Origin of the sequence: Pedococcus sp. KACC 23699 (genome assembly GCF_045348425.1) — a bacterium.
Lineage (GTDB): Bacteria > Actinomycetota > Actinomycetes > Actinomycetales > Dermatophilaceae > Pedococcus.
In genome coordinates this window covers 2,673,465-2,695,460 of the sequence record NZ_CP157483.1, presented here as the reverse complement: position 1 = coordinate 2,695,460, position 21,996 = coordinate 2,673,465, and the positions used below count along the sequence as shown (strand labels likewise).

Below are 21,996 nucleotides of genomic sequence, written 5' to 3'. Positions count from 1 at the left end.
GGGGCCGATTCCATCACCCCGCGCCGACATCGGCTGCCGCGCCCCACCGGCGCTCCCCGACCCGGCTCGCAGCCGCGCTCCTCACGCCGACGGACGGCGGGCGTCCTTCCACCGGGCCACCGACAGGTCGACCCTTCGACCGTCGACCTGGCCGCGCACCAAGGGTGTGCCCTCGGAGCGGTAGTGCGCGAGCGCCTCCTCCTCCAGTCCCTGGGGGAAGTACCCACCCGAGCGCAGCACGCGCCACCAGGGCACGTCCGACCCATACCTCGCCATCACCGACCCGACCCCGCGGGCACCGCCGCGTCCGAGCACCTCGGCGATGTCGCCGTACGTCATGACCATGCCCTCGGGGATCGTGTCGACCACCTCGAGCACGTCGTCCGCGAACTCGCTGGGCTGACCGAATCCCGTTGCATCCGTGACCAACTCGCGTCTCCTTAGTAGACCGGAAGGGCCGGGTCGACGTCGCGCACCCAGGCGAGGACCCCACCGGTGAGGTTGCTGACGTCGTCGCGTCCGCTCGCGGCCAGCAGTCCCGCCGCCTCCGCCGAACGGGCGCCGGACTTGCAGTGGACGACGACCGGCATGTCGAGGGGCAGGTCGCGCGCCGCGGCGCCGGACCGGAACTCGTCCAGGTGCACGGCACGGGCGCCGGGGATCGAGACGATGGCGCGCTCCCCCGGCTCGCGCACGTCGACGAGCTCGAAGCTCGTCTCCCCCCGGTCACGGGCGGCGAGCAGGGCGGCCAGCTCGGTCGCCGACACCTCGGCGAAGGCGCGCCCGACGGGCGACTCGACGACGGGTGCACCGCCGACACCGCAGAACTCCTCGTAGTCGACCAACGTGGTGACCGTCGGGGACTCGCCGCACACCGGGCAGCCGGGGTCAGCGCGCACCGTGAGCGAGTCCCAGGTCTGGCGCATCGCGTCGTGCACGAGCAGGCGGCCGACCAGGGTCTCCCCGCGGCCGACGATGAGCTTGACCGCCTCGGCGACCTGCACCGAGCCCACCGCGGCGCAGAGCACCCCGAGGACCCCGCCCGTCGCGCACGAGGGCACGGCGTCCGGCGGGGGCGGGTCGGGGAAGACGCAGCGGTAGCAGGGCCCGTACCCCGCGAACCACACCGAGACCTGCCCGTCGAACCGGTAGATCGAGCCCCACACGTGCGGCAGGCCGAGCAGCACACAGGCGTCGTTCACCAGGTAGCGCGTGGCGAAGTTGTCGGCACCGTCGAGGACGACGTCGTAGTCGGCGAGGACCTCGAGCGCGTTCTCGGCGGTGAGCCGCAGGTCGTGGCGGACCACCGTGACCAGGGGGTTGATCGCAGCGACGGTCTCGGCGGCAGACTCGGTCTTGAGGCGCCCCACGTCGGCGACGCCGTGGGCGACCTGGCGCTGGAGGTTGGAGGCGTCGACCACGTCGTCGTCCACGACCCCGATCGTGCCGACGCCTGCCGCGGCGAGGTAGAGGAGGGCGGGCGAGCCGAGCCCGCCTGCGCCGACCACGAGCACCCTGGCGTTGGACAGCCGCTGCTGCCCCTCCAGGCCGATGTCCGGGAGCAGGATGTGCCGCGCGTACCGGCCCTTCTGCTCGACCGTGAGCTCGGGACCGGGCGCAACCAGCGGTGGGATTGCCATGTGACTCACGTTACCCACCCGTACGATGGCCCCGACACCGCCGTCCGGCGGCGTCCTCCCCACGAGAGAGGCACGCATGTCGCTTCGCGCCGACACCGGCACCGACGCAGCCCGCGGTCAGCGGATGCCGCGGTCCGCCCGTCGTGCCCAGCTCCTCGAGGCCGCCCAGGCGGCATTCGTCGAGTCCGGCTACCACGCAGCAGCGATGGACGACATCGCCGAGCGTGCGGGCGTGTCCAAACCCGTTCTCTACCAGCACTTCCCCGGCAAGCTCGAGCTCTACCTCGCGCTGCTCGACAAGCACAGCGAGGCCCTCGAGATGCTCGTGCGGGAGGCGCTCGCCTCGACCCACGACAACAAGGAGCGCGTCTACGCCTCCATCGCCGCCTACTTCGACTTCGTCTCCCGCGACGGCGCCGCCTTCCGGCTCATCTTCGAGTCCGACCTGACGAACGAGTCCGCCGTGCGCAACCGCCTCGACGCCGTGGGCCTGGTGTGCGCGGAGGCCGTCGCCGAGGTCATCGCCGAGGACACCAACCTGCCCGACGAGGACGCGTCGCTGCTCGGTATGGCGCTCACCGGGCTCGCCCAGGTCAGCGCCCGCCACTGGTTGGCCCAGGGCTCCGACGTCCCCAAGGACGAGGCGGCCCGCCTGGTCGGGACCCTCGCCTGGCGGGGCCTCGGCTCCTTCCCCAAGGTGGGCGGGGAAGGTTCACCCGAGCACGCTGGTTAGCCTTGACGACAGTTCGCAGGACAGTCACGCACCGGCAGGTGTGCCGCGTGCACCTTCTCAGAGAAAGGCCATGACCGTGGAGGTCCGGATCGGCGTGCAGAACGTCTCCCGTGAGGTCGTCATCGAGTCCACCCAGACGCCGGACGAGGTCGCCAAGGCAGTGTCCGCGTCCATCGACAAGGGCGCCCCCCTGTCGCTGACCGACGACAAGGGCCGGGTCACCGTCATCCCCGCCGGCGCCCTCGGCTACGTGCAGATCGGCGAGCCCGAGAAGCGCGGAGTCGGCTTCGGCAACAGCTGAGCCACAGTTCGCCGGGACGCCCGTGAGGGGGTCCCGGCAACCGGCCGGCAGGCGCCCGCGCGCATACCGCAGGCCTCTGACCTGCGCAAAGTCGAAGCAATCGTTCTCGGTCCGTGACCTCGCGGATCGGCCCGCCAGCGTGCAACTCCACCCATATCGGTGTTGAGTTGTCCTCGTGAGGGCCGCACCGCGGCCCAGCAACAGCACGGGGGAAAGCCTGTGCAGAAGGAGTGGACGATGATTGGAACGATCATTGGAGCCATCATCGCTGGCCTCATCATCGGGGCCCTGGCGCGACTGGTGCTTCCCGGCAAGCAGAACATCTCCGTCCTGATGACGATCATCCTGGGGATCCTCGGCTCCCTGGTGGGCTCGTTTATCGTCTACCAGCTCGGCTACAACAACTCCAACGGCGGGTTCGAGATCATCCCGTTCCTCGCGGGCGTCGTCCTGGCAGCCGTGTTCATCGTCATCTACGAGCGCATGACCGGCCGCAAGGGCGTCAACCACGCCTGAGGCTGCCGCTCCCGGCACGCACGACGAAGGGCCCGGTCCACCTGGACCGGGCCCTTCGTCGTGCCTGTGGTCGTCAACGGGCACGCGGACTCAGGCGGCCAGGCCGAGCCGCCCCATCCGCCGGGTGTGCTCGTCGGTGAGCCGCGCGAACATCCGGCCCAGCTCGGCGAGGTCGGCGCTCGGCCGGCCCGCCCCGCCTGCGCCGCCGACGAGCAGCGAGGCGAGCGCGTCGCGCTCGACGGCCACCTGCTGGGCCTGCGACAAGGCCTCGCCCACGAGGCGGCGACCCCACAGCGCGAGGCGACCTGCGACCCGTGGGTCGGTGCGGATCGCCTCACGGACCACCTTGACGACGAAGTCGGCCTGGCCGACGTCCTGCATGGCCGAGTGCACCAGGGCCTTGGTCGAGGGGTCCACGTAGGCCGCGACCTCGCGGTAGAAGTCGGTGGCGATGCCGTCGCCGACGTAGGCCTTGACGAGTCCCTCGAGCCAGGTGCTCGGGCGGGTGCGCTCGTGGAAGGCGTCGATCGGGGCGATGAACGGCGCCATGGCGGTCTCGGGAGCGACCCCCATGTCGTCGAGCCGCGCCACGATCATCTCGTAGTGGCGGAACTCGGCGACGGCGAGCCCGGCGACAGCCGCCTTGAGCGGCTGGGTCGGGGAGAGCTCGGAGTCACCGGCCAGCCGCGTGAACGCGGTGAGCTCGCCGTAGGCAAGGGCACCGAGGAGGTCCGCGACCGCCTCGCGGTACTGCGGATCGGCCAGCCAGTCGTCCTGCGTCATGCCCGTCACCCTAATGGCGCGGGAGCGCGTCCCGAGGCGCGACGACGCACCGGGACAGGTCGACGATGAGTGGTTGGGGCCACCCCGGCGGTAGACTCGGCAGGTCAAAGGTGCCCGGTCGGCACGAATCAGCCGCGGACGTGGTCCGCGCAACCGCTCGACGAGCATGGAAGACCTCCGATCGGCCCGCTGCGCGACGGCCTCCCCCCAGGGGAGCGCCCCGATCGAGAGAACTTCATGACTGAGACCACCACGGGCGCCGCTGCGCCTGCAGACCCGACGTTCGCCGACTTCGACGTCCACCCCGACATCGTCGCCTCCCTGGCTGCCGCCGGCATCGTCACCCCCTTCCCCATCCAGGCGATGACCTTGCCGGTCGCCCTCGCCGGCCACGACATCATCGGTCAGGCCAAGACCGGCACCGGCAAGACGTTGGGCTTCGGCGTCCCGATGCTCAACCGCACGATCGCCCGCGTCGACGACGCCTGGGACGGGTTCAAGCACGCCGGCAAGCCGCAGGCCCTCGCCGTGGCGCCGACCCGCGAGCTGGCCGTCCAGGTCGCTGCCGACCTCGACCGCGCCGGCAAGGGGCGCGGCATCCGCGTCCTCACCGTCTACGGCGGCAGGGCCTACGAGCCCCAGGTCGAGGCGCTGCGCAACGGTGTCGAGGTCGTCGTCGGCACGCCCGGCCGCCTCATCGACCTGGCCAAGCAGGGTCACCTCGACCTGTCCCACGTGAAGTCCGTCGTCCTCGACGAGGCCGACGAGATGCTCGACCTCGGGTTCCTCCCCGACGTCGAGAAGCTCCTCGCGATGACGCCTCCGAACCGCCAGACGATGCTCTTCTCCGCGACCATGCCGGGCGCCGTCGTGGCGCTCGCACGTCGCTACATGAAGCAGCCCACCCACATCCGCGCGATGGGTGACGACCAGGAGAACGCCCACACGGTCAAGGCCGTCGAGCAGTTCGTCTACCGCGCCCACGCGATGGACAAGGTCGAGATGCTCGCCCGCATGCTGCAGGCCGAGGGCCGCGGGCTCACCATCATCTTCAGCCGTACCAAGCGCACCGCCGCGAAGGTCGCCGACGAGCTCGTCGACCGGGGCTTCGCTGCAGCCGCCATCCACGGCGACCTGGGCCAGGGTGCGCGCGAGCAGGCCCTGCGCGCGTTCCGCAACGGCAAGGTCGACATCCTCGTCGCCACCGACGTCGCTGCGCGTGGCATCGACGTCGACAACGTCACCCACGTCATCAACTACCAGTGCCCCGAGGAGGAGAAGACCTACCTCCACCGCATCGGTCGCACCGCCCGCGCCGGCAACACCGGCATCGCCGTGACCTTCGTGGACTGGGACGACATGCCGCGCTGGGGCCTGATCAACAAGACCCTGGACCTCGGCATCCCCGAGCCCGAGGAGACCTACTCCTCCTCCGACCACCTCTACGAGCAGCTCAACATCCCCCGAACCGCCAAGGGCCGCCTGCCCAAGGCCGCGCAGCACCTCGCCGGCCTCGATGCCGAGGTGCTCGAGGACCTCGGCGAGACCGGCAAGTCCAGCGGGCGTCGTCCCGCCGGTGGTGGCCGCAGTGGCCGTGACGGCGGCCGCGACGGTGCGCGTGGTGGCCGTGACAGCGCGCGCGGTGGCCGCGACGCGGGCCGCGACCGTGGAGAGCGCCGTGACGACGCTGCGCCGAAGGCCGAGGGTGACTCCGCGGCGCAGCCGCGGCGCAGCCGCAACCGTCGCCGCACCCGCGGCGGCTCGGGCGAAGCCGCCCCCGCCGGCCAGGAGGGCTGAGCCGACGGGGCCACGGCCCCGGGCTCACGAGACACCGACAGAGGTGCCGCAGGCTTCGGCCGGTGGCACCTCTGTGGCGTCTGCTCCGGTGGCGGGCAGTGGTCGCTGCTGCGTTGCGATTCGGTCACTTCAGCGCCGTCCAACGGCTGCGGGTGCGATCCTCGCGGCGTGGGGGACTTCGCACAGTGGTCCGGGCGCCGCACGGTGGCGGTCCTGGTGGTGGCCTTGGTCGCGCTGGCGGCCGTGGCCCTCGCCGTGCTCCGACCGAGCGCACATGACGCCTTTGAGTCCTGGCTTCGCGACCAGCCCGAGGTCGTCTCCGTCGAGCCGACCGGGCAGGCCCTCGCTGCGGGTCCGCGGACGGTGGCAGCCCGGGTCTTCGAGCCCAGCCTGGTCGCCCGGCTCCGCGTCCCGGTCGAGCCTGCGGTCGTCGACCGGCTCGGCCGCGCGATCGTGGGGTACGCCGCCGACCACCCCGACGTCAACGGTTCGACCGTGGAGGTCCGGCAGCGGTCCGACGCGGCCCTGCTGGGCACCCGCCCCGGTCCGAACGCGACGACGGTGCAACAGCTCCGTGCCCTGCGAGCGATCCCGTCCGCCGTGTCCGTCCAGGCCACGGCGCAGTCGGGTATGGCGCCGTTCACGGTGACCGTGCCCGCCGGGACCGACCTCCCCGGGACGGCCGCGACGCTGGCCCGGACCCTGCCTCCCTTCGGCACGGCGTGGTTCACGAGCCCGTCGACGGGCGCCGCCCGCGACGGCGCCGGTCACGAGGTGCGGGTGGTGGTCGGAGCCACGGTGACCGCCACCGCCGCCTCAGCCTTCGCGCAGGCCGTCGCCACCAGTCCCTCCCACCCGGTCACCCTGGTCGTGTCCACCGGCTCCGACGGGCACGACCGAAGCGTCCTGGACGTCGGGTCCTCCCCCGACGCCGCGGCGATCGCGGCAGCGGTGCACCGGTCGGGCTTCGGCCTCAGCAGCCGCGACGAGGTCGTCGAAGGACCCACCGGCCCGCTCCTGATGGACGAGACGGCCTGGGCCGCTGCGGCCGGCGCCGCCCTGACCCGCGTGGGCGGGGTGCTGACAGCGACCATCGACCCCGGCAGCGCCGCAGACAGGAAGCCCGTCAGGGCAGACCTGCGGGTGCGACCGGAGGTGTCCTTGGACAGCGTGCTGCGGGCCCTCCCCGCTCCCGTCGAGCGGGTCGAGGTCCACACCTCGGCCGCTGCCCCGGACTACGACCGCGACGACGCCCTCGTCCCTGATCCCGAGGTGGACTGCCCGGCCGGCCCCCACGGCCCCGACCTCGCCTACACCGGACCCCGTGACCGGCTTCCGGCGGCGACGAGCTACCTGGCCGCCCTGCGGTCGGCGACCAGCGGCGCGACCTGCGTCCATTGGGCCGAGGCCAGCACGAACGGGCGGCCGACCACCCAGATGCTCCTGGTGCGCCTACCGCTGCAGGCCACCAGCTGGCAGCCGGTGCTGGACGTCGTTCGCGCCCGGCACGCGAACCCGGGGTCGGCCCGTCCCCGCGTCATCCTGCTGCTGCCGGTGCCCGGCAGCCGCGTGACGGCGATGTTCACCCTCCCCGAGGGTGGGGACCCGTACGTCACCACCCTCGACGCGCAGACCCAGGCGCAGACGAGCGATGCCGAGGCTGCGCTTCAGCCCCTGGTCCGCTACTGGACCAGGGGCTGAGGCGTCGGGCGCTGGCCGACAGACGTCGTCGGTCAGACGCCGAGGGTCAGGCGCCGAGAGTCAGGCGCCGATGGTCGCCGTGTCGATGACGAAGCGGTATCGCACGTCGGAGTTGACGACGCGGTCGTAGGCCTCATTGACCTTGTCGGCACCGATCTTCTCGATCTCGGCCGCGATGCCGTGCTCGGCCGCGAAGTCGAGCATCTCCTGGGTCTGCGGGATGCCACCGATGTTGGAGCCGGCGAGGGCCTTGCTGCCGCCGATGAGGGAGAACGCAGCGAAGGTGCTCGGGTCGCTCGGGGCACCCACGTTCACCATCGCGCCGTTCGGCTTGAGCAGCGACAGGTAGTCGTCGAACGGCAGGTTCGCGCTCACCGTGTTGAGGATGAGGTCGAACGAGCCCCGCAGCTTCTCGAAGGTCTCCGGGTCCTTGGTGGCGTGGTGGGCGACAGCACCGAACTTGAGGCTGTCGGCCTCCTTGGAGGTCGTCTGGCTGAGCACGGTCACCTCGGCGCCGAGGGCCGCGGCGAACTTCACGCCGAGGTGGCCGAGGCCACCGAGGCCGACGACGGCGACCTTCGTGCCGGGGCCGGCGCCCCAGCGCTTGAGCGGGTTGAACGTCGTGATGCCGGCGCACAGCAGCGGCGCGGCGACGTCGAGCTCGAGGGCGTCGGGGATGCGGACGGCGAAGCGCTCGCTGACGACGACCTGCTGGCTGTAGCCGCCCTTGGTCTCCTCGCCGTCGTAGCCCTTGCCGTTGTAGGTCATGACGGCACCCTTGGTGCAGAACTGCTCCTGGCCGTCCTTGCAGTACTCGCACTCGCCACACGAGTCGACCATGCAGCCGACGCCGACGCGGTCGCCGACCTTGTAGCGGGTGACGCCGTTGCCGACCTCGGAGACGACGCCGGCGATCTCGTGACCGGGGACCATCGGGAAGATGGCGGTGCCCCACTCCTCACGGACCTGGTGGATGTCGCTGTGGCAGATGCCGGCGAAGGCGATGTCGATCACGATGTCGTCGTCGCGCAGGTCACGCAGCTCGATCGAGGTGGCCTCGAGGGCGGCTCCGGCGGTGGCGGCGGACAGTGCTGTGGTGCGGGACATGATGCTCCTTGGGGGGTCGGGGTCAGTCACCGTCAGGGGACAAGTCCCTTGAACCCGCGACTATTCCTCGATGCCGTGAAGGAGCCGGCGCTAGCGCACCTGCCTGGAGGCGAAGTGGACTGCCGACGTGCCAGAGGGACCCGAGGTGGTGCTCCCGACCTGCTGGAGGTGGACACCGCGACTCGTTGCCGACGCCGACGAGTCGTTGATCCCCACGGCCCAGTACAGGACACAGACGGCCACGGCCGCGAGGGCGGTCTGCAGCGGACCGGTCCAAGCGTTCGCGGCGCGTGCGGTGGATGTCAGCTGGGGGGTGGACGACATGAGGTGCTCCTCGGATCTGCGCCTCACTCGACTGCCAGCAGGGGGTCTGGCTGTGCTCAGTGGCGACGCCCGAAATCGTCGCAGTGGATCAGGGCCCCGTCCCAGAGCCTTTGCCAGCTCCATACCTCTCGACACGCCGACACACCCATCTACGGTCCGATCGGATCAGACGGGCCTCATCCGTTCGGTTGAGGTGCGATAGCTCTGTCACAGGCGCCTCACCGGCACCGCCCGGTACGTCAGAGCGCCGCGAGCTGCTTCGACAGAGCCGCCGCGACGTCGCGGTAGGCCTTGGCGCCCTTGGACGTGCGGGAGGTGGCCAGGATGGAACGGCCGACGGCGGGTGCCTCGGCGAACCGCACCGTCTTCGGGATCGGCGGACTGAGCACCGGCAGCCCGTAGCGGTCGCCGACGTCGGCGAGCACCTCCTGGGCGTGGTTGCTGCGGCCGTCGAACATCGTCGGCAGGATGCCCAGCACCTGCAGGTCCTTGTTGAGGATCTTCTGCACATCGGCGACCGTGTCGAGCAGCTGGCCCACCCCGCGGTGGCTGAGCATCTCGCACGGCATCGGGATGACGAGGCCCTGGCTGGCCGTCAGTGCGTTGAGGGTCAGGACACCGAGACTCGGCGAGCAGTCGAGCAGGATCACGTCGTACTCGCCGCGGATGTCCTCGAGGGCGGTCCGCAGGACGTACTCGCGGCCAGGGCGCGGCAGCAGCTGCGCCTCCGCGCCTGCGAGGTCGATGACGCTGGGGACCAGGTCGACCCCGTCCTCGCACGCCACACGCACGTCGGCGATCCCGGCCTTCCCCAGCAGCACCTCGTTGACCGAGGCCTCGACGAGGTCGGGATCCACGCCGAGGCTGAAGGTCAGGCAGGCCTGGGCGTCGAGGTCGACCAGCAGGACCCGCTTGCCCTGCTCGGCGAACGCCGCCCCGAGGGAGGCGACCGACGTCGTCTTGGCGACGCCGCCCTTCTGGTTGGCCACCGAGACGATGGAGGCGGGCCGGGTGCGAGCTCTGGCCAACGGGAGGCCCTTCCGTGCGAGGTGGGTGTGCCGTGGCCACAGTCTGTCAGGTACGAACGGTGCCGTCGGGACAGCCATACGGACGGAGTCGTGCGCTCCACGAGCGAAAATGTAGTTGAACGCTTATCGTCATCGACGTAGCGCAGGGCTACGACAGGGGCGGCGCACTGGAGCCCGCAAGAGAGGTTTGGGCTGTGGCGACGCCGCAACACCGGGGCCAGGGGGGCCCCCGAGAACTCGACGATGCCCTGTTTCCCGCTGCCCTGCGGACCGCCGTCAAGCGCAGCGGTCGCAGCCTGGAGTCGTTGCGCCGCCGCCTGGCCGAGCGCGGCACACCGGTGAGCATCGCGACCCTCAGCTACTGGCAGTCCGGTCGCAGCCAGCCGCAGCGTGCCGGCTCGCTGGAGGCGGTCGCCCACCTGGAGGAGATCCTCGGCGTCCCGCGGGGCCACCTGCTCAGCAAGCTGGGGCCGCGACGCCGTCCGGGGCCCCCGCGCGAGCTGCCGCGCGCCGCCGACCTGCCCGTCGAGATCCCCCTGGCCACCCAGGCGATGCAGCAGCTCGGGTTCGGCGCCCAGCTCGAGCTGGTGGACCTCACGGTCCACGACACCCTGGACGTCGATGCCCAGGGGGTCCAGCGGGTTCGCACCATCCGCAACGTCGTCCGTGCCATGCGCGACGGTGCCCAGCGCATCCCCGCACTGCTGGCGACGAGCCAGCCCAGCGGTGAGCGGGCCGAGTTCGCCGCGGTCAGCGGGTGCCAGGTCGGTCGCACGATCTCGCACGACGCCGAGGGGGTCTTCGCCGCCGAGATCATCCTCGACCGACCGCTGCGTGTGGACGAGACCGCGGCGGCGGAGCACCGCGTCACCCTGCCGCTCGACCTCGAACCCGAGCAGTCGATCGAGTACTTCCTGCTGCATCGGGTGACCGAGCTGATGATCTGGGTGCGCTTCGACCCGGCCAGGCTCCCCGTGACCGTGGAGACCTACAGCATCCTCGAGGGCATGACCACGTCGTCGCTGGTGGACCTGGGCGACTCGACGAGCGTGCAGCACGTGGTCCACCGGGTCGGACCCGGACGCGTCGGGATCAGGTGGAGCTTCTGACCCGAGGGGCCGGGTCCTCCAGGGCTGCCCACCCGGACTTCTCCGGACCGAAGGCCTGACCCGCAGGGCAGTGCGCCCGGAAGTCGCACCACTGGCAGAGCGGTCCGACCGAGGTCGGGAAACGCCCCGAGTCGACGCCGTGCTCGGCATAGTCGTCCTCAGCCCTCCTGGCGTCCCGGGCGATCGACTCCGCCTCGGCGATCTTGCGCGCGAGCGACTCCCCCGTGTGCTCGTGGGTCGCGACCGCGCCGCTGGGCAGGTGGTGCAGCTCGACCCGCACGCAGCGGCGACGGAACATCTTCCAGGCTGCCGCGGCATACAGTGCGAGCGGGAGCGAGGTGCGCGCGTCGTCGTCGGTGGGCTCCCACCGGCTCGTCTTGTAGTCGACGACGGTGAGCTCGGAACCGCGGTCGTCGAGCCGGTCGATCCGCCCCTGCAGGGCCATCTCCTCGGTCTTGAGGGACACCGTGCGCTCGATGCCGAGCGGCTGGTCGCCGGGGTGGACGTCGGCGAGGTAGGACCGGACCTGCCCCTGGGCGCGTTCGCGCCACGCAAGCGACTGCTCGGCGTCGCGGAAGCCGGCGTCGATCCACGAGGTCCGCACCAGCTCGGCGCCGGCGTCCGGAGTGCGCTGCGCGGGCGCGAGGTCCCACCAGTCGCGCAGGGCGTTGTGCACCGCCGTGCCCACCGAGGTGTGCGCCCGCTGGGCACGCGGCGGCGGGGTGGGACGGTCGAGGTACTGCATGCGGTAGCGGCGCGGGCAGTCGACCCAGGCCAGCAGGCGGCTCGGGCTCGCTCGAAAGAGGCGGCGCGGCGTGCCCCCGAACGACTCCTGCACGAACGCCCCCTGGCCCGCACTCCCCGGCGCGGTGGCTCTCCCCTGCTGCATGGGCGCCACGTTAGGCGGTGCCACTGACGAAGGCGCGGATGCTGTCGGCCACCATCTGCACCGCGATCGCCGACAGCAGCAGCCCGGCGATGCGGGTGATGAGCACGGTGCCGCTGTCCTTGAGCAGGCGGTGCACCTGCCCGGCGAACCGGAAGAACAACCACACGACGAACATCGTCGCCACGAGACCGAGGGCCACGGCGACGTACTGGCTGGGGCCGTCGGCGTTCTGCACCGCCAACATCGTCGCGACGATCGCACCCGGCCCGGCGAGCAGCGGGGTGCCCAGTGGCACCAGGGCGACGTTGACGCCGGCGTCGGCGTGCTGCTCCTGCTCCGAACCCGTCAGCAGCTGCAGCGCGACGAGCAGCAGGAGCAGGCCGCCCGCACCCTGGAGCGCGGGGAGGGAGATGTGCAGGTAGGTGAGGATCTGCTGCCCGAACACCGCGAAGAGCACGATGACCGCGAGCGCCACGAGCGAGGCCCGACGGGCCGCGGCGACCTTCTGCTTCTGGGTCAGGGTGCCCGTCAGGGCGAGGAAGATCGGCAGGGCGCCGGGCGGATCCATGATGACGAACAGGGTGACGAAGACCGAGCCCAGGACCCGCAGGTCGACGATGTCGTTCACGCCCGGACCACCTCGGTGCCGCTCCTTGCCTGGTCCTCGATCTCGGCGAGCACCTCGGGGTCCGTGGTGTTCTCGCCGAGCACGTTCTGCTTGCCGGTGCCGTGGTAGTCGCTGGAGCCGGTCGTGAACAGCCCCAGCTGGGCGGCGAGGTCGACGGCGTGCGCCTGCTCTCGTGGCGTGTGGTCCCGGTGCCGGGCCTCGAGCCCGGCGAGCCCGGCGCGGGCCATCGCCTCGATGACCTCGTCGCCGACGGTCCAGCCCCGCCCGTTGGCGAACGGGTGTGCCATCACCGGCACTCCCCCCGCCGCCCGGACGAGCTGGACGGCGCGCACCGGGTCGGGCGCGTAGTGCGAGGCGTAGTAACGGCTCCCGTTGCGCAGCAGGTCCTCGAACGCCTCATCGCGGGTGCCGATGATCCCGCTGTCCACGAGGGCGTCCGCGATGTGCGGCCGGCCGAGGGTGGCGCCGTCACCGGCCAGTGCGCGCACCTGTTCGAGCGTGATCGGTATGCCGTCGGCGACCATTGCGGCGACCATGCGTTCGACGCGGGTCTCCCTGCTGTCCCTGGCCAGGTCGAGCTCGGCCAGGAGCTCGGGGTGCTCCGGGTCGACCAGGTAGCCGAGGAGGTGGACGCTCACGCCGTGGTGGGTGCAGGAGATCTCGACGCCACGGACCAGGCCGACCCCCAGCTCGAGGGCGGCGTCCACCGCAGCCGGCCACCCGGCATACGTGTCGTGGTCGGTGAGTGCGACCACGTCCAGCCGGGCCTGCGCGGCCGACCGCACCACGTCCGCTGCGAGCTCGGTGCCGTCGCTCGCCGAGGAGTGGGTGTGGAGGTCGATGAGCACGGCACAAGGGTAGGGCCAGCGACAGGGTCCTCCTGCCGGGTGGCGCCCGCCCTCGCGCCCGCCGTCCCACTCGCCCTGGCTCGCCCCCCTTGCCCGCTCGGCGCCCTACTCGGCCACGGGACGCAGCTCCACCGTCTCCCCCGGCCCGGAGAACTTCGTGGCCACCTCCTCGGCTCGTGCCTGGTCGGCCACGTCGATGAGGAAGAAGCCGGCAAAGTGCTCCGCGGTCTCCGCGTACGGACCGTCGGTCACCCTGCGGCGACCCCCCTCGTGGCGGAACAGCCGCGCGTCCTGCGGGCTGCCCAGCGCCTGCCCGCCGATGAGCTCGCCGCGCTCGGACAGGTCGTGGAGGACGGCGTCGAAGTCCGCCCCCAGCTGTTCGCGCTCGGCGGCGGAGAGCTCTTGGTAGGCGGGGAGGAAGTCGCTCGTCGGGTGTCCCCACGGCTGGGGGTTGGAGTGCATGAGGATGACGTACTTCATGTGGTGCTCCCTGTCTGGGTGCTGGTGGCCGCTTCGGCCCTGACACCACCCTGACGGTCCGGACCGGGCATCCTCGACATTTCGCTCGGGATCTTTTCTCATCTCCGTCTCAGCGCTGTGAGGGAACGCACGCAGCCCACCGGTGTCGCTGTCGGTCACCGGTCGGCAGGATGGCCCCCATGCAATTCGGACGCAGCTACGAGGAGTTCGAGGTCGGCGCGGTCTACAAGCACTGGCCCGGCAAGACGGTGACGGAGTACGACGACCACCTGTTCTGCCTCCTGACCATGAACCACCACCCGCTCCACCTCGACTCGAACTACGCGGAGAACACCACGCAGTTCAAGAAGAACGTGGTGGTCGGCAACTACATCTACTCGTTGCTGCTCGGCATGTCCGTCCCCGACGTCTCGGGCAAGGCCATCGCCAACCTCGAGGTCGAGTCGCTGCGCCACGTCGCGCCGACGTTCCACGGCGACACCCTCTACGGCCAGACCGAGGTCCTCGACAAGTGGGAGTCCACCTCCAAGGACGACCGTGGGGTGGTCCACGTCGAGACCAAGGGCTACAACCAGGACGGCACCCTCGTCTGCATCTTCCGCCGCAAGGTGATGGTGCCCAAGGAGAGCTACCTCGCCGCCCGGGGTGGCGAGCAGCCCGGCCGCCCCGAGCTGGTCGAGCCCGCCCCGAAGGACTGACGGCACGCCATACCCGCGCCTCTCAGCCATTCCTCGCGTCCGGCCCCTGCGCCACTAAGGTCTGGTCATGGCCGATTTCGTTGGCGCCGTTGACCAGGGAACGACGAGCACCCGCTTCATGGTGTTCGACCATGCGGGCGCCGAGGTGGGCCGCCGACAGCTCGAGCACGAGCAGATCATGCCCCGCGCCGGGTGGGTGGAGCACAGCCCGCTGGAGATCTGGGAACGCACCCAGACGGTGATCGCCTCGACGCTGGCCCGCCTCGACCTGCAGCCCGGCGACCTGTCCGCCCTCGGCATCACCAACCAGCGCGAGACGACCGTGGTCTGGAACCGCCGCACCGGCCGCCCCCTGCACAACGCGATCGTCTGGCAGGACACCCGCACCGACAAGATCGCCCGAGCCCTCGACCAGTCCGGCAGGGGCGAGGTCATCCGCGAGCGCGCCGGCATCCCGCCCGCGGCCTACTTCGCCGCAGGCAAGGTCCAGTGGATCCTCGACAACGTCGACGGCGCGCGGAAGGCCGCCGAGCGCGGCGACGCCGTCTTCGGCACGATCGACACCTGGCTGCTGTGGAACCTCACCGGCGGGACGGACGGCGGGGTCCACGTCACAGACGTGACGAACGCCAGCCGCACCATGCTCATGGACCTGCGCACCCTGGACTGGGACGACGAGCTGCTGTCGTTCTTCGACATCCCGCGCTCGATGCTCCCCGAGATCCGTCCCAGCTCGGACCCGGCGCTCTACGGAGTGACGCGCCCGGGCGGTCCACTCGGCGGCGAGGTGCCGCTGGCCGGCGACCTCGGCGACCAGCACGCGGCGACCGTCGGCCAGGTCTGCTTCAGCCCCGGCGAGGCCAAGAACACCTACGGCACCGGCAACTTCATGCTCCTCAACACCGGCGAGGAGATCGTCCGCAGCCAGTCCGGGCTGCTCACCACGGTCGCCTACCAGCTCGGTGACGCCAAGCCGGTCTACGCCCTGGAGGGCTCGATCGCGGTCACCGGGTCGGCGGTGCAGTGGCTGCGCGACCAGCTCGGCATCATCTCCGGTGCCGGGGACGTCGAGCGGCTCGCGAGGTCCGTCGACGACACCGGCGGCCTCTACTTCGTCCCGGCGTTCTCGGGGCTGTTCGCGCCGTACTGGCGCCCGGACGCCCGCGGCGCCATCGTCGGGATGTCGCGCTTCAACACCGGTGCCCACCTGGCCCGGGCCACGCTCGAGGCGATCTGCTACCAGAGCCGCGACGTCGCCGACGCCATGACCAAGGACTCCGGTGTCGAGCTCGAGGTGCTCAAGGTCGACGGCGGCGTCACCGCCAACAGCCTGTGCATGCAGCTGCAGGCGGACATACTGGGCGTCCCCGTCTCACGACCGGAGGTCGCCGAGACCACCGCGCTCGGCGCGGCCTACGCTGCTGGTCTGGCCACTGGCTTCTGGTCCGGGACCGAGGAGCTGCGCGCCAACTGGCAGGAGTCCCAGCGCTGGTCACCGACCTGGAGCGACGAGCAGCGCAGCACCGGGTATGCCGGCTGGCGCAAGGCCGTGGAACGCACCCTGGACTGGGTGGACGTCGACGAGGAGTAGCGCCATGACCACGGGAACCGCCACCGGGCTTTCGCCTCAGTCGCGCCGGCAGGCCATCGACAAGCTCAGGTCCGGCGAAGAGCTCGAGCTGCTCGTCATCGGCGGCGGCGTCGTGGGCACCGGCACGGCCCTGGATGCCGTGACCCGAGGACTGTCCACCGGGCTCATCGAGCAGCGCGACTTCGCCAGCGGCACGTCCTCGCGCTCGAGCAAGCTCATCCACGGTGGCCTGCGCTACCTCGAGATGCTCGACTTCGCCCTGGTCAAGGAGGCCCTGCACGAGCGGGGCCTGCTGCTGACCCGCCTCGCGCCGCACCTCGTGCGCCCTGTCCCCTTCCTCTACCCCCTCAACCACCACGTGTGGGAGCGCGCCTACGTCGGGTCGGGCATCGCCCTCTACGACGCGATGGCGATGGCGGCCAGTGGCGGCGCGGGCCTGCCGCACCACCGCCACCTGACCCGCCGTCAGGCCCTGCGCCTCATGCCGAGCCTGAAGCACGACGCCCTCACCGGGGCGGTCCAGTACTACGACGCGCAGGTCGACGACGCCCGCCACACGATGGAGCTGGCCCGCACCGCCGCGCACTACGGCGCCCACGTCGCGAACCGCGTTGCGGCCATTGGATTCCTTCGCCAGGGCGAACGCGTCACCGGCGTCCGTGCCATCGACAAGCTCACCGACGAGGAGTTCGTCATCAACGCCCGCCAGATCGTCAACGCGACGGGTGTCTGGACCGACGACACCCAGGCGATGGTCGGCGAGCGCGGGCAGTTCCACGTCCGGGCGTCCAAGGGCATCCACCTCGTCGTGCCCCGCGACCGAATCCACTCCTCGACCGGCGTGATCCTGCGCACGGAGAAGTCGGTGCTCTTCGTCATCCCGTGGGGTCGGCACTGGATCATCGGCACCACCGACACCGACTGGGCGCTCGACAAGGCCCACCCCGCAGCGACCCGCGCCGACATCGACTACATCCTCGACCACGTCAACCGCGTGCTCCAGACGCCGCTGACCCACGAGGACGTCGAGGGCGTCTACGCCGGCCTGCGCCCCCTGCTCGCCGGCGAGTCCGAGTCGACGAGCAAGCTCTCGCGCGAGCACGTCGTCGCCCACAGCGCCCCGGGGCTGGTCGTCGTCGCGGGCGGCAAGTACACGACCTACCGGGTGATGGCCAAGGACGCCGTCGACGAGGCGGTGCAGGCCATCGCCCGCCGGGTGCCGGCGTCCACGACCGACACGGTCCCCCTCGTCGGCGCCGTCGGCTACGCCGCGATCTGGAACCAGCGGCACACCCTCGCCTCGGACGCCGGGCTGCACGTCGCCCGTGTGGAGCACCTGCTGCGCCGGTACGGCGTGCTCACGCAGGAGGTCCTGGACCTCGTCGCCGAGCGCCCCGAGCTCGGCGAACCCGTCGAGGGCGCCGAGGACCACCTCAAGGCCGAGGTCGTGTATGCCGCGTCACACGAGGGGGCCCTGCACCTCACCGACATCCTCACCCGCCGCACCCGCATCTCGATCGAGGCCTGGGACCGCGGCGTCTCGGCAGCCCCCGTGGCAGCCGCGCTCGTCGCGCCCGTCCTCGGCTGGGACGAGCAGCGCACCCAGCAGGAGATCGAGATCTACCTCGGTCGCGTCGAGGCCGAGCGCGTCAGCCAGACCATGCCCGACGACGCCTCCGCCGACGAGGCCCGCCGCAGCGGCCCGGACGGCACCCTCTAGGGCGCCGCCGCACCATACGACGTCCCCGAGGGCTCCCCAAGGGGCCTGACCTGCGGTTTTGACCTAAAGTCCCAGCATGGCCCGACTGCGCACCGTCTCCCCCGCCTCCCGTGGCTGGACCCGCCGCAAGGCGGGGCGCGGCTTCGTCTACCTCGACGCCGACGGCACCCGGCTCCCCGAGGAGGAGGTCGCCCGCATCCGCTCGCTGGCCATCCCCCCGGCGTGGGCGAACGTGTGGATCTCGCCGCACGCGAACGGTCACATCCAGGCTGTCGGCACCGACGTGGCCGGTCGGCGGCAGTACCTCTACCACCCGGACTGGCGGATCAAGCGTGACGCCCTGAAGTTCGACCGCGTCATCGGTGCCGCCTCGCGCCTGCCCGCAGCACGCAAGCGCGTCCTGCTCGACCTCGCGCTGGAGGGCATGCCTCGCGGCCGCGCCGCCGCCGTGGCCGTCCGCCTGCTCGACCTGGGCTACTTCCGCATCGGGAGCGACGCCTACACCGAGGACAACGGGTCGTTCGGCCTGACGACGCTCGAGCGCCAGCACGTGAGCCGCAAGGGCGACGTCATCGTGTTCTCGTTCGTCGGCAAGTCCGGTGTCTCGCACTCCATCGAGATCGACGACGCCGCCGCGCTGGTGGCCCTGGACCGGCTGCGCAAGCGTCGGCACGCCAGCAAGCGGCTGCTCGCCTACCAGGAGCTCAAGCGCTGGTCGGACCTCGACGCCGCGGCCGTCAACGCCTACCTCGGCGAGCTGCTCGGTGGCGAGATGACCGCGAAGGACTTCCGCACCTGGCACGCCACGGTGCTGGCCGCCGTCGCCCTGCGCGCCAGCGACGAACCCGGTGACACCAAGGCCTCGCGCAAGCGCGCCATCAAGGCGGCGGTGGAGGAGGTGGCGAGCTACCTCGGCAACACCCCGACCATCGCCAAGAACTCCTACATCGACCCCCGGGTGCTCGACAGCTACGAGTCGGGGACGGTGATCGCCGTCGACCCCAGCCGCTTCCGCAGCCCCGAGCGGCGCCAGGCAGCGATCGAGAAAGCCGTGCTCGCCCTGCTCTCGCAGACCTGACGCCACGGCGCCCACCAGGGCTGCACCGCGGCACGCCGTCGTGGCACGATGGCGCCGTGAGCAGCGAAGAGCAGAGCAAGCCCGAGAACCGCGCCCGCCCGACGACCGACGAGTTCCGCGCCTTCGTCGCCGAGGACTGGGCGCCCCGCACCTCGGGTGCGACCGAGCTCAGCGAGGCCGCCCGATATGCCGCCGAGCGTCGGGCCGCCGTGAGCGCCGCCTACGAGGGCGACCGCCTCATCATCCCCGCGGGTGGCCTCAAGGTGCGCAGCAACGACACCGACTACGTCTTCCGCCCGCACACCGCGTTCGTCCACCTCACCGGCCTCGGTGGCGACCGCGAGCCGGACGCCGTGCTGGTGATGGAGCCCTGCGACGACGGCTCACACGAGGCGATCCTCTACTTCCGGCCGCTCGCCGGCCGCGACAGCGACGAGTTCTTCGCGGACGCGCGGTACGGCGAGTTCTGGGTCGGCGCCCGCCCCAGCATCGAGGACATCGAGACCGAGCTGGGCCTGACCGGCCGCCACATCGACGAGTTCGCCGACGCCGCCGTCAAGGACTCCGGCGAGGTGACCGTCCGGGTCGTGCGCGACGCCGACCGCGACCTGACCCGCCGGCTCGACGAGGCCCGCGCCTCCGAGAACACCGGACAGGACGAGCTGACCGAGAGCGACGAAGAGCTCGCCCACTTCCTCTCCCACCTGCGCCTGACCAAGGACGAGTGGGAGGTCGAGGAGATGCGCAAGGCGGTCGAGGCGACCCACCACGGGTTCGAGGCGGTCATCGCGGACCTGCCCGAGGCGCTGGCGAAGGGCCGCGGCGAGCGCTGGGTCGAGGGGGTCTTCGGGCTCACCGCCCGGCACGAGGGCAACGGCGTCGGGTACGACTCCATCTGCGCAGCCGGTGACCACGCCACGACGCTGCACTGGATCAAGAACACCGGCGAGATCAAGGACGGCGACCTCATCCTGCTCGACGCCGGTGTCGAGGTGGACTCGCTGTTCACGGCCGACATCACCCGCACGCTGCCCGTGAACGGCACCTTCACCGACGCGCAGCGCGAGATCTACGACGCCGTGTATGCCGCGCAGGAGGCGGGTCTGGCTGCCGTGAAGCCCGGCAACAAGTTCTCCGACGTGCACGCCGCCGCGATCCGCGTCATCGCCGAGCACCTGCACTCCTGGGGCCTGCTCCCCGAGGGCGTCGACGTCGAGGCGACCCTCGACAAGGAGCACGGGCAGTACCACCGTCGCTGGATGGTGCACGGCACGAGCCACCACCTCGGGCTCGACGTGCACGACTGCGCGCTCGCGACCCGCGAGGAGTACATGGACGCCGAGCTCACCCCCGGCATGGTCCTCACGGTCGAGCCCGGTCTGTACTTCAAGGCCGACGACCTCAAGGCGCCCGAGCGGTTCCGCGGCATCGGCGTGCGCATCGAGGACGACGTCCTGGTGACCGCCGACGGGCACGAGAACCTGTCCGCGGGCATGCCGCGCACGTCGTCCGACGTCGAGGCCTGGATCGCCGAGGTCCAGGCGCGCTGACCACCGTCGACGTGGTGGTCGGTCGCCCTCAGCGGCGGTCCACCACGTCGAGGGTCAGTGCCTTGTCGACGCCCGCCGCCTGACCGCCCCACCCGAGGATCATGCCGATCAGCTCGGAGGGCTTGGGGAACTCCTTCGGCAGGGCGCTGTTGTAGGCCGCGTGCGCCTCGAGCGAGGCCACCGACTGGTCGACGTGCTCGGTGACGTCGACGTAGTGCGTGGCCGTCGGCGAGCCTGCGAAGCAGAGCCGCTTGACGTTCCACGGCTCGAAGCCCTCGTCGAGGAGCTCGGGAAAGATCCACCGGTTCCCGGCGTCTGCCACCGCGTCGACGCACGCGAGCCCCACCGCCCGGTGGTCGGCCTGGTTGAGCATGCCCTGGACGAACCGGTCGCCGTAGTGGCCGGTGACGAGGACGTCGGGCCGGCGACGCCGGATCTCGCGCGCGATGTCCCGGCGCAGGGGCAGGCCGTACTCCACCACCCCGTCGCGATAGGTCCCGAAGTCGACCTCGGTCACGCCGACGAGCGCCGCACCGTCGCGCTCCTCCTGCTCGCGCACCCCGGCTGCCTCGTCGGGGTGCATCGTGTCGATCCCCGCCTCCCCGCGGGTCAGCAGGAAGTACGTCACGGTCTTGCCCGCCGCCGTCCACTTGGCCACCGCGGCGGCGGTGCCGTACTCGATGTCGTCGGGGTGCGCGACGACGCACAGCACCGACGAGAAGTCCTCGCCGAACTCGGCGAGTGCGGGTCCGGTGGCGGCAGGCTCACTCATCCACGCAGCGTACGACTCGTCCTGCGCCGTGCCCATCCCCCAGATCGTGCGGTGGGAAGGTTCGTCCGAGGGGCTCTCAGACGAGGGGAGGGTGCTGGTCGTCGTGGCCCTGCTGGTGACGTGCGGCCTCGACGTTCGCCCGGGCCTGCGCCTCTGCGGCAGCCATGGGGTCCATCTGGGTGAGCATCTCCCGGGCCTGCGCGGCGAACTTGTGCTCGACGAGGACCTCGTACTGGGTGGCGACCACCTGGGTGACGGAGGTGAAGTCCCTCGGACCGTGGGTGAGCTGGAACCCGATCAGTCCCCAGACGACACCGAACACGGCGCCCAGGGCGACCGTGGCCAGGACCCCGGAGAACCCCGCCCCGCTCTGGGTGTCGAGCAGGGCGAAGATGAAACCGACGAACAGGCCCAGCCAGGCGCCGGAGATGAGGCCGCCGAGGGCGGCGCGTCCGCGCGTGAGGCGACCGGTCACCCGCTCGAGCTGCTTGAGGTCGGTGCCGACGATGAGGACGTTCTGCACCGGGAACTCGTGGTCGGCCAGGTAGTCGACCGCCCGCTGCGCCTTGTCGTAGGTGTCGTACCGGCCCAACGACATGGGGTACTCCAGCGCGAGGACGGCGCGCGAGCGGCTCAGGGCGTTGGGCTGCGTGCTCATGCCCCCAGTGTGTCAAAGTCCGCTGGCTGTGTCGTGGACGCCCTG

At 71.3% G+C, this 21,996-nt stretch carries 23 protein-coding genes; 11 read left to right on the top strand and 12 right to left on the bottom strand.

Annotated features, from left to right (window positions below):
* Positions 1 to 81: 81 nt before the first annotated feature.
* Both ABEG17_RS12745 and moeB read right to left on the bottom strand, forming a co-directional pair.
* On the bottom strand, positions 82 to 429 hold the full coding sequence (locus tag ABEG17_RS12745; protein WP_406829859.1) for an MGMT family protein: 348 nt from the start codon (positions 427 to 429) through the stop codon (positions 82 to 84).
* Between the two features lie 11 nt (positions 430 to 440).
* The gene (gene moeB, locus ABEG17_RS12740; RefSeq protein ID WP_406829858.1) at positions 441 to 1,640 is read right to left on the bottom strand and encodes a molybdopterin-synthase adenylyltransferase MoeB; all 1,200 of its coding nucleotides are present in this window, start codon (positions 1,638 to 1,640) and stop codon (positions 441 to 443) included.
* Between the two features lie 76 nt (positions 1,641 to 1,716).
* On the opposite strand from moeB, the gene ABEG17_RS12735 reads away from it, so the two are divergent.
* The 3 genes from ABEG17_RS12735 (at position 1,717) to ABEG17_RS12725 (ending at position 3,190) form a co-directional block, all read left to right on the top strand.
* Positions 1,717 to 2,373: a TetR/AcrR family transcriptional regulator gene (locus ABEG17_RS12735; protein ID WP_406829857.1), complete on the top strand. Its 657-nt coding sequence runs from the start codon at positions 1,717 to 1,719 to the stop codon at positions 2,371 to 2,373.
* 76 nt (positions 2,374 to 2,449) lie between these two features.
* Positions 2,450 to 2,674, top strand: coding sequence for a DUF3107 domain-containing protein (locus ABEG17_RS12730; RefSeq protein WP_406833193.1), 225 nt, complete (start codon positions 2,450 to 2,452; stop codon positions 2,672 to 2,674).
* A 237-nt stretch (positions 2,675 to 2,911) separates the two neighbouring features.
* Entirely contained in the window at positions 2,912 to 3,190 is a 279-nt protein-coding gene (locus ABEG17_RS12725; RefSeq protein WP_406829856.1) for a GlsB/YeaQ/YmgE family stress response membrane protein, read from the top strand.
* A 90-nt stretch (positions 3,191 to 3,280) separates the two neighbouring features.
* Here ABEG17_RS12725 and ABEG17_RS12720 read toward each other — a convergent pair whose 3' ends face one another.
* Positions 3,281 to 3,973 (bottom strand): ferritin-like fold-containing protein, encoded by a 693-nt coding sequence (locus ABEG17_RS12720; protein ID WP_406829855.1) that lies wholly within the window; start codon positions 3,971 to 3,973, stop codon positions 3,281 to 3,283.
* 237 nt (positions 3,974 to 4,210) lie between these two features.
* On the opposite strand from ABEG17_RS12720, the gene ABEG17_RS12715 reads away from it, so the two are divergent.
* Together ABEG17_RS12715 and ABEG17_RS12710 are read left to right on the top strand one after the other, a co-directional pair.
* Positions 4,211 to 5,770: a DEAD/DEAH box helicase gene (locus ABEG17_RS12715; RefSeq protein ID WP_406829854.1), complete on the top strand. Its 1,560-nt coding sequence runs from the start codon at positions 4,211 to 4,213 to the stop codon at positions 5,768 to 5,770.
* 168 nt (positions 5,771 to 5,938) lie between these two features.
* Positions 5,939 to 7,471 (top strand): hypothetical protein, encoded by a 1,533-nt coding sequence (locus tag ABEG17_RS12710; RefSeq protein WP_406829853.1) that lies wholly within the window; start codon positions 5,939 to 5,941, stop codon positions 7,469 to 7,471.
* A gap of 60 nt (positions 7,472 to 7,531) precedes the next feature.
* On the opposite strand, the gene ABEG17_RS12705 is transcribed toward ABEG17_RS12710, so the two are convergent.
* From ABEG17_RS12705 to ABEG17_RS12695, 3 genes are all read right to left on the bottom strand, one after another.
* The gene (locus ABEG17_RS12705) at positions 7,532 to 8,578 is read right to left on the bottom strand and encodes an NAD(P)-dependent alcohol dehydrogenase (RefSeq protein ID WP_406829852.1); all 1,047 of its coding nucleotides are present in this window, start codon (positions 8,576 to 8,578) and stop codon (positions 7,532 to 7,534) included.
* 90 nt (positions 8,579 to 8,668) lie between these two features.
* Entirely contained in the window at positions 8,669 to 8,902 is a 234-nt protein-coding gene (locus tag ABEG17_RS12700) for a hypothetical protein (RefSeq protein ID WP_406829851.1), read from the bottom strand.
* A gap of 239 nt (positions 8,903 to 9,141) precedes the next feature.
* Positions 9,142 to 9,891, bottom strand: a complete 750-nt coding sequence (locus ABEG17_RS12695) for a ParA family protein (RefSeq protein ID WP_406829849.1) — start codon at positions 9,889 to 9,891, stop codon at positions 9,142 to 9,144.
* Between the two features lie 233 nt (positions 9,892 to 10,124).
* Between ABEG17_RS12695 and ABEG17_RS12690 the strand changes: the two genes are divergently transcribed.
* Entirely contained in the window at positions 10,125 to 11,039 is a 915-nt protein-coding gene (locus ABEG17_RS12690) for a hypothetical protein (protein WP_406829848.1), read from the top strand.
* Here the strand turns inward: ABEG17_RS12690 and ABEG17_RS12685 are convergent.
* The 4 genes from ABEG17_RS12685 to ABEG17_RS12670 all read right to left on the bottom strand — a co-directional run bounded on the left by ABEG17_RS12685 (position 11,023) and on the right by ABEG17_RS12670 (position 13,884).
* The gene (locus ABEG17_RS12685) at positions 11,023 to 11,928 is read right to left on the bottom strand and encodes a RecB family exonuclease (RefSeq protein ID WP_406829846.1); all 906 of its coding nucleotides are present in this window, start codon (positions 11,926 to 11,928) and stop codon (positions 11,023 to 11,025) included. The genes ABEG17_RS12690 and ABEG17_RS12685 overlap by 17 nt on opposite strands.
* 10 nt (positions 11,929 to 11,938) lie before the next feature.
* Positions 11,939 to 12,556: a MarC family protein gene (locus ABEG17_RS12680; protein ID WP_406829845.1), complete on the bottom strand. Its 618-nt coding sequence runs from the start codon at positions 12,554 to 12,556 to the stop codon at positions 11,939 to 11,941.
* Positions 12,553 to 13,404, bottom strand: a complete 852-nt coding sequence (locus ABEG17_RS12675; RefSeq protein ID WP_406829844.1) for a PHP domain-containing protein — start codon at positions 13,402 to 13,404, stop codon at positions 12,553 to 12,555. The genes ABEG17_RS12680 and ABEG17_RS12675 overlap by 4 nt, the downstream gene beginning before the upstream one ends.
* A gap of 105 nt (positions 13,405 to 13,509) precedes the next feature.
* The gene (locus ABEG17_RS12670) at positions 13,510 to 13,884 is read right to left on the bottom strand and encodes a YciI family protein (RefSeq protein WP_406829842.1); all 375 of its coding nucleotides are present in this window, start codon (positions 13,882 to 13,884) and stop codon (positions 13,510 to 13,512) included.
* 179 nt (positions 13,885 to 14,063) lie between these two features.
* Here ABEG17_RS12670 and ABEG17_RS12665 point away from each other — a divergent pair, with 179 nt between their 5' ends.
* The 5 genes from ABEG17_RS12665 (at position 14,064) to ABEG17_RS12645 (ending at position 20,521) form a co-directional block, all read left to right on the top strand.
* Positions 14,064 to 14,582, top strand: coding sequence for a MaoC family dehydratase (locus ABEG17_RS12665; RefSeq protein WP_406829841.1), 519 nt, complete (start codon positions 14,064 to 14,066; stop codon positions 14,580 to 14,582).
* 67 nt (positions 14,583 to 14,649) lie between these two features.
* Positions 14,650 to 16,173 carry a glycerol kinase GlpK gene (gene glpK, locus ABEG17_RS12660; protein WP_406829840.1) on the top strand — a complete coding sequence of 508 codons (1,524 nt, stop codon included), beginning with the start codon at positions 14,650 to 14,652 and terminating at the stop codon, positions 16,171 to 16,173.
* 4 nt (positions 16,174 to 16,177) lie between these two features.
* Positions 16,178 to 17,893 (top strand): glycerol-3-phosphate dehydrogenase/oxidase, encoded by a 1,716-nt coding sequence (locus ABEG17_RS12655; RefSeq protein ID WP_406829838.1) that lies wholly within the window; start codon positions 16,178 to 16,180, stop codon positions 17,891 to 17,893.
* A gap of 76 nt (positions 17,894 to 17,969) precedes the next feature.
* A complete protein-coding gene (locus ABEG17_RS12650; RefSeq protein ID WP_406829837.1) occupies positions 17,970 to 18,971 on the top strand; it encodes a DNA topoisomerase IB in 1,002 nt (333 codons plus the stop codon).
* Positions 18,972 to 19,027: 56 nt separating this feature from the next.
* On the top strand, positions 19,028 to 20,521 hold the full coding sequence (locus tag ABEG17_RS12645) for an aminopeptidase P family protein (protein WP_406829835.1): 1,494 nt from the start codon (positions 19,028 to 19,030) through the stop codon (positions 20,519 to 20,521).
* Between the two features lie 28 nt (positions 20,522 to 20,549).
* Here the strand turns inward: ABEG17_RS12645 and ABEG17_RS12640 are convergent, their stop codons facing one another.
* Together ABEG17_RS12640 and ABEG17_RS12635 are read right to left on the bottom strand one after the other, a co-directional pair.
* The gene (locus ABEG17_RS12640; RefSeq protein ID WP_406829834.1) at positions 20,550 to 21,293 is read right to left on the bottom strand and encodes a PIG-L deacetylase family protein; all 744 of its coding nucleotides are present in this window, start codon (positions 21,291 to 21,293) and stop codon (positions 20,550 to 20,552) included.
* A 76-nt stretch (positions 21,294 to 21,369) separates the two neighbouring features.
* Positions 21,370 to 21,951 (bottom strand): general stress protein, encoded by a 582-nt coding sequence (locus tag ABEG17_RS12635; RefSeq protein WP_406829833.1) that lies wholly within the window; start codon positions 21,949 to 21,951, stop codon positions 21,370 to 21,372.
* Positions 21,952 to 21,996 lie beyond the last annotated feature (45 nt).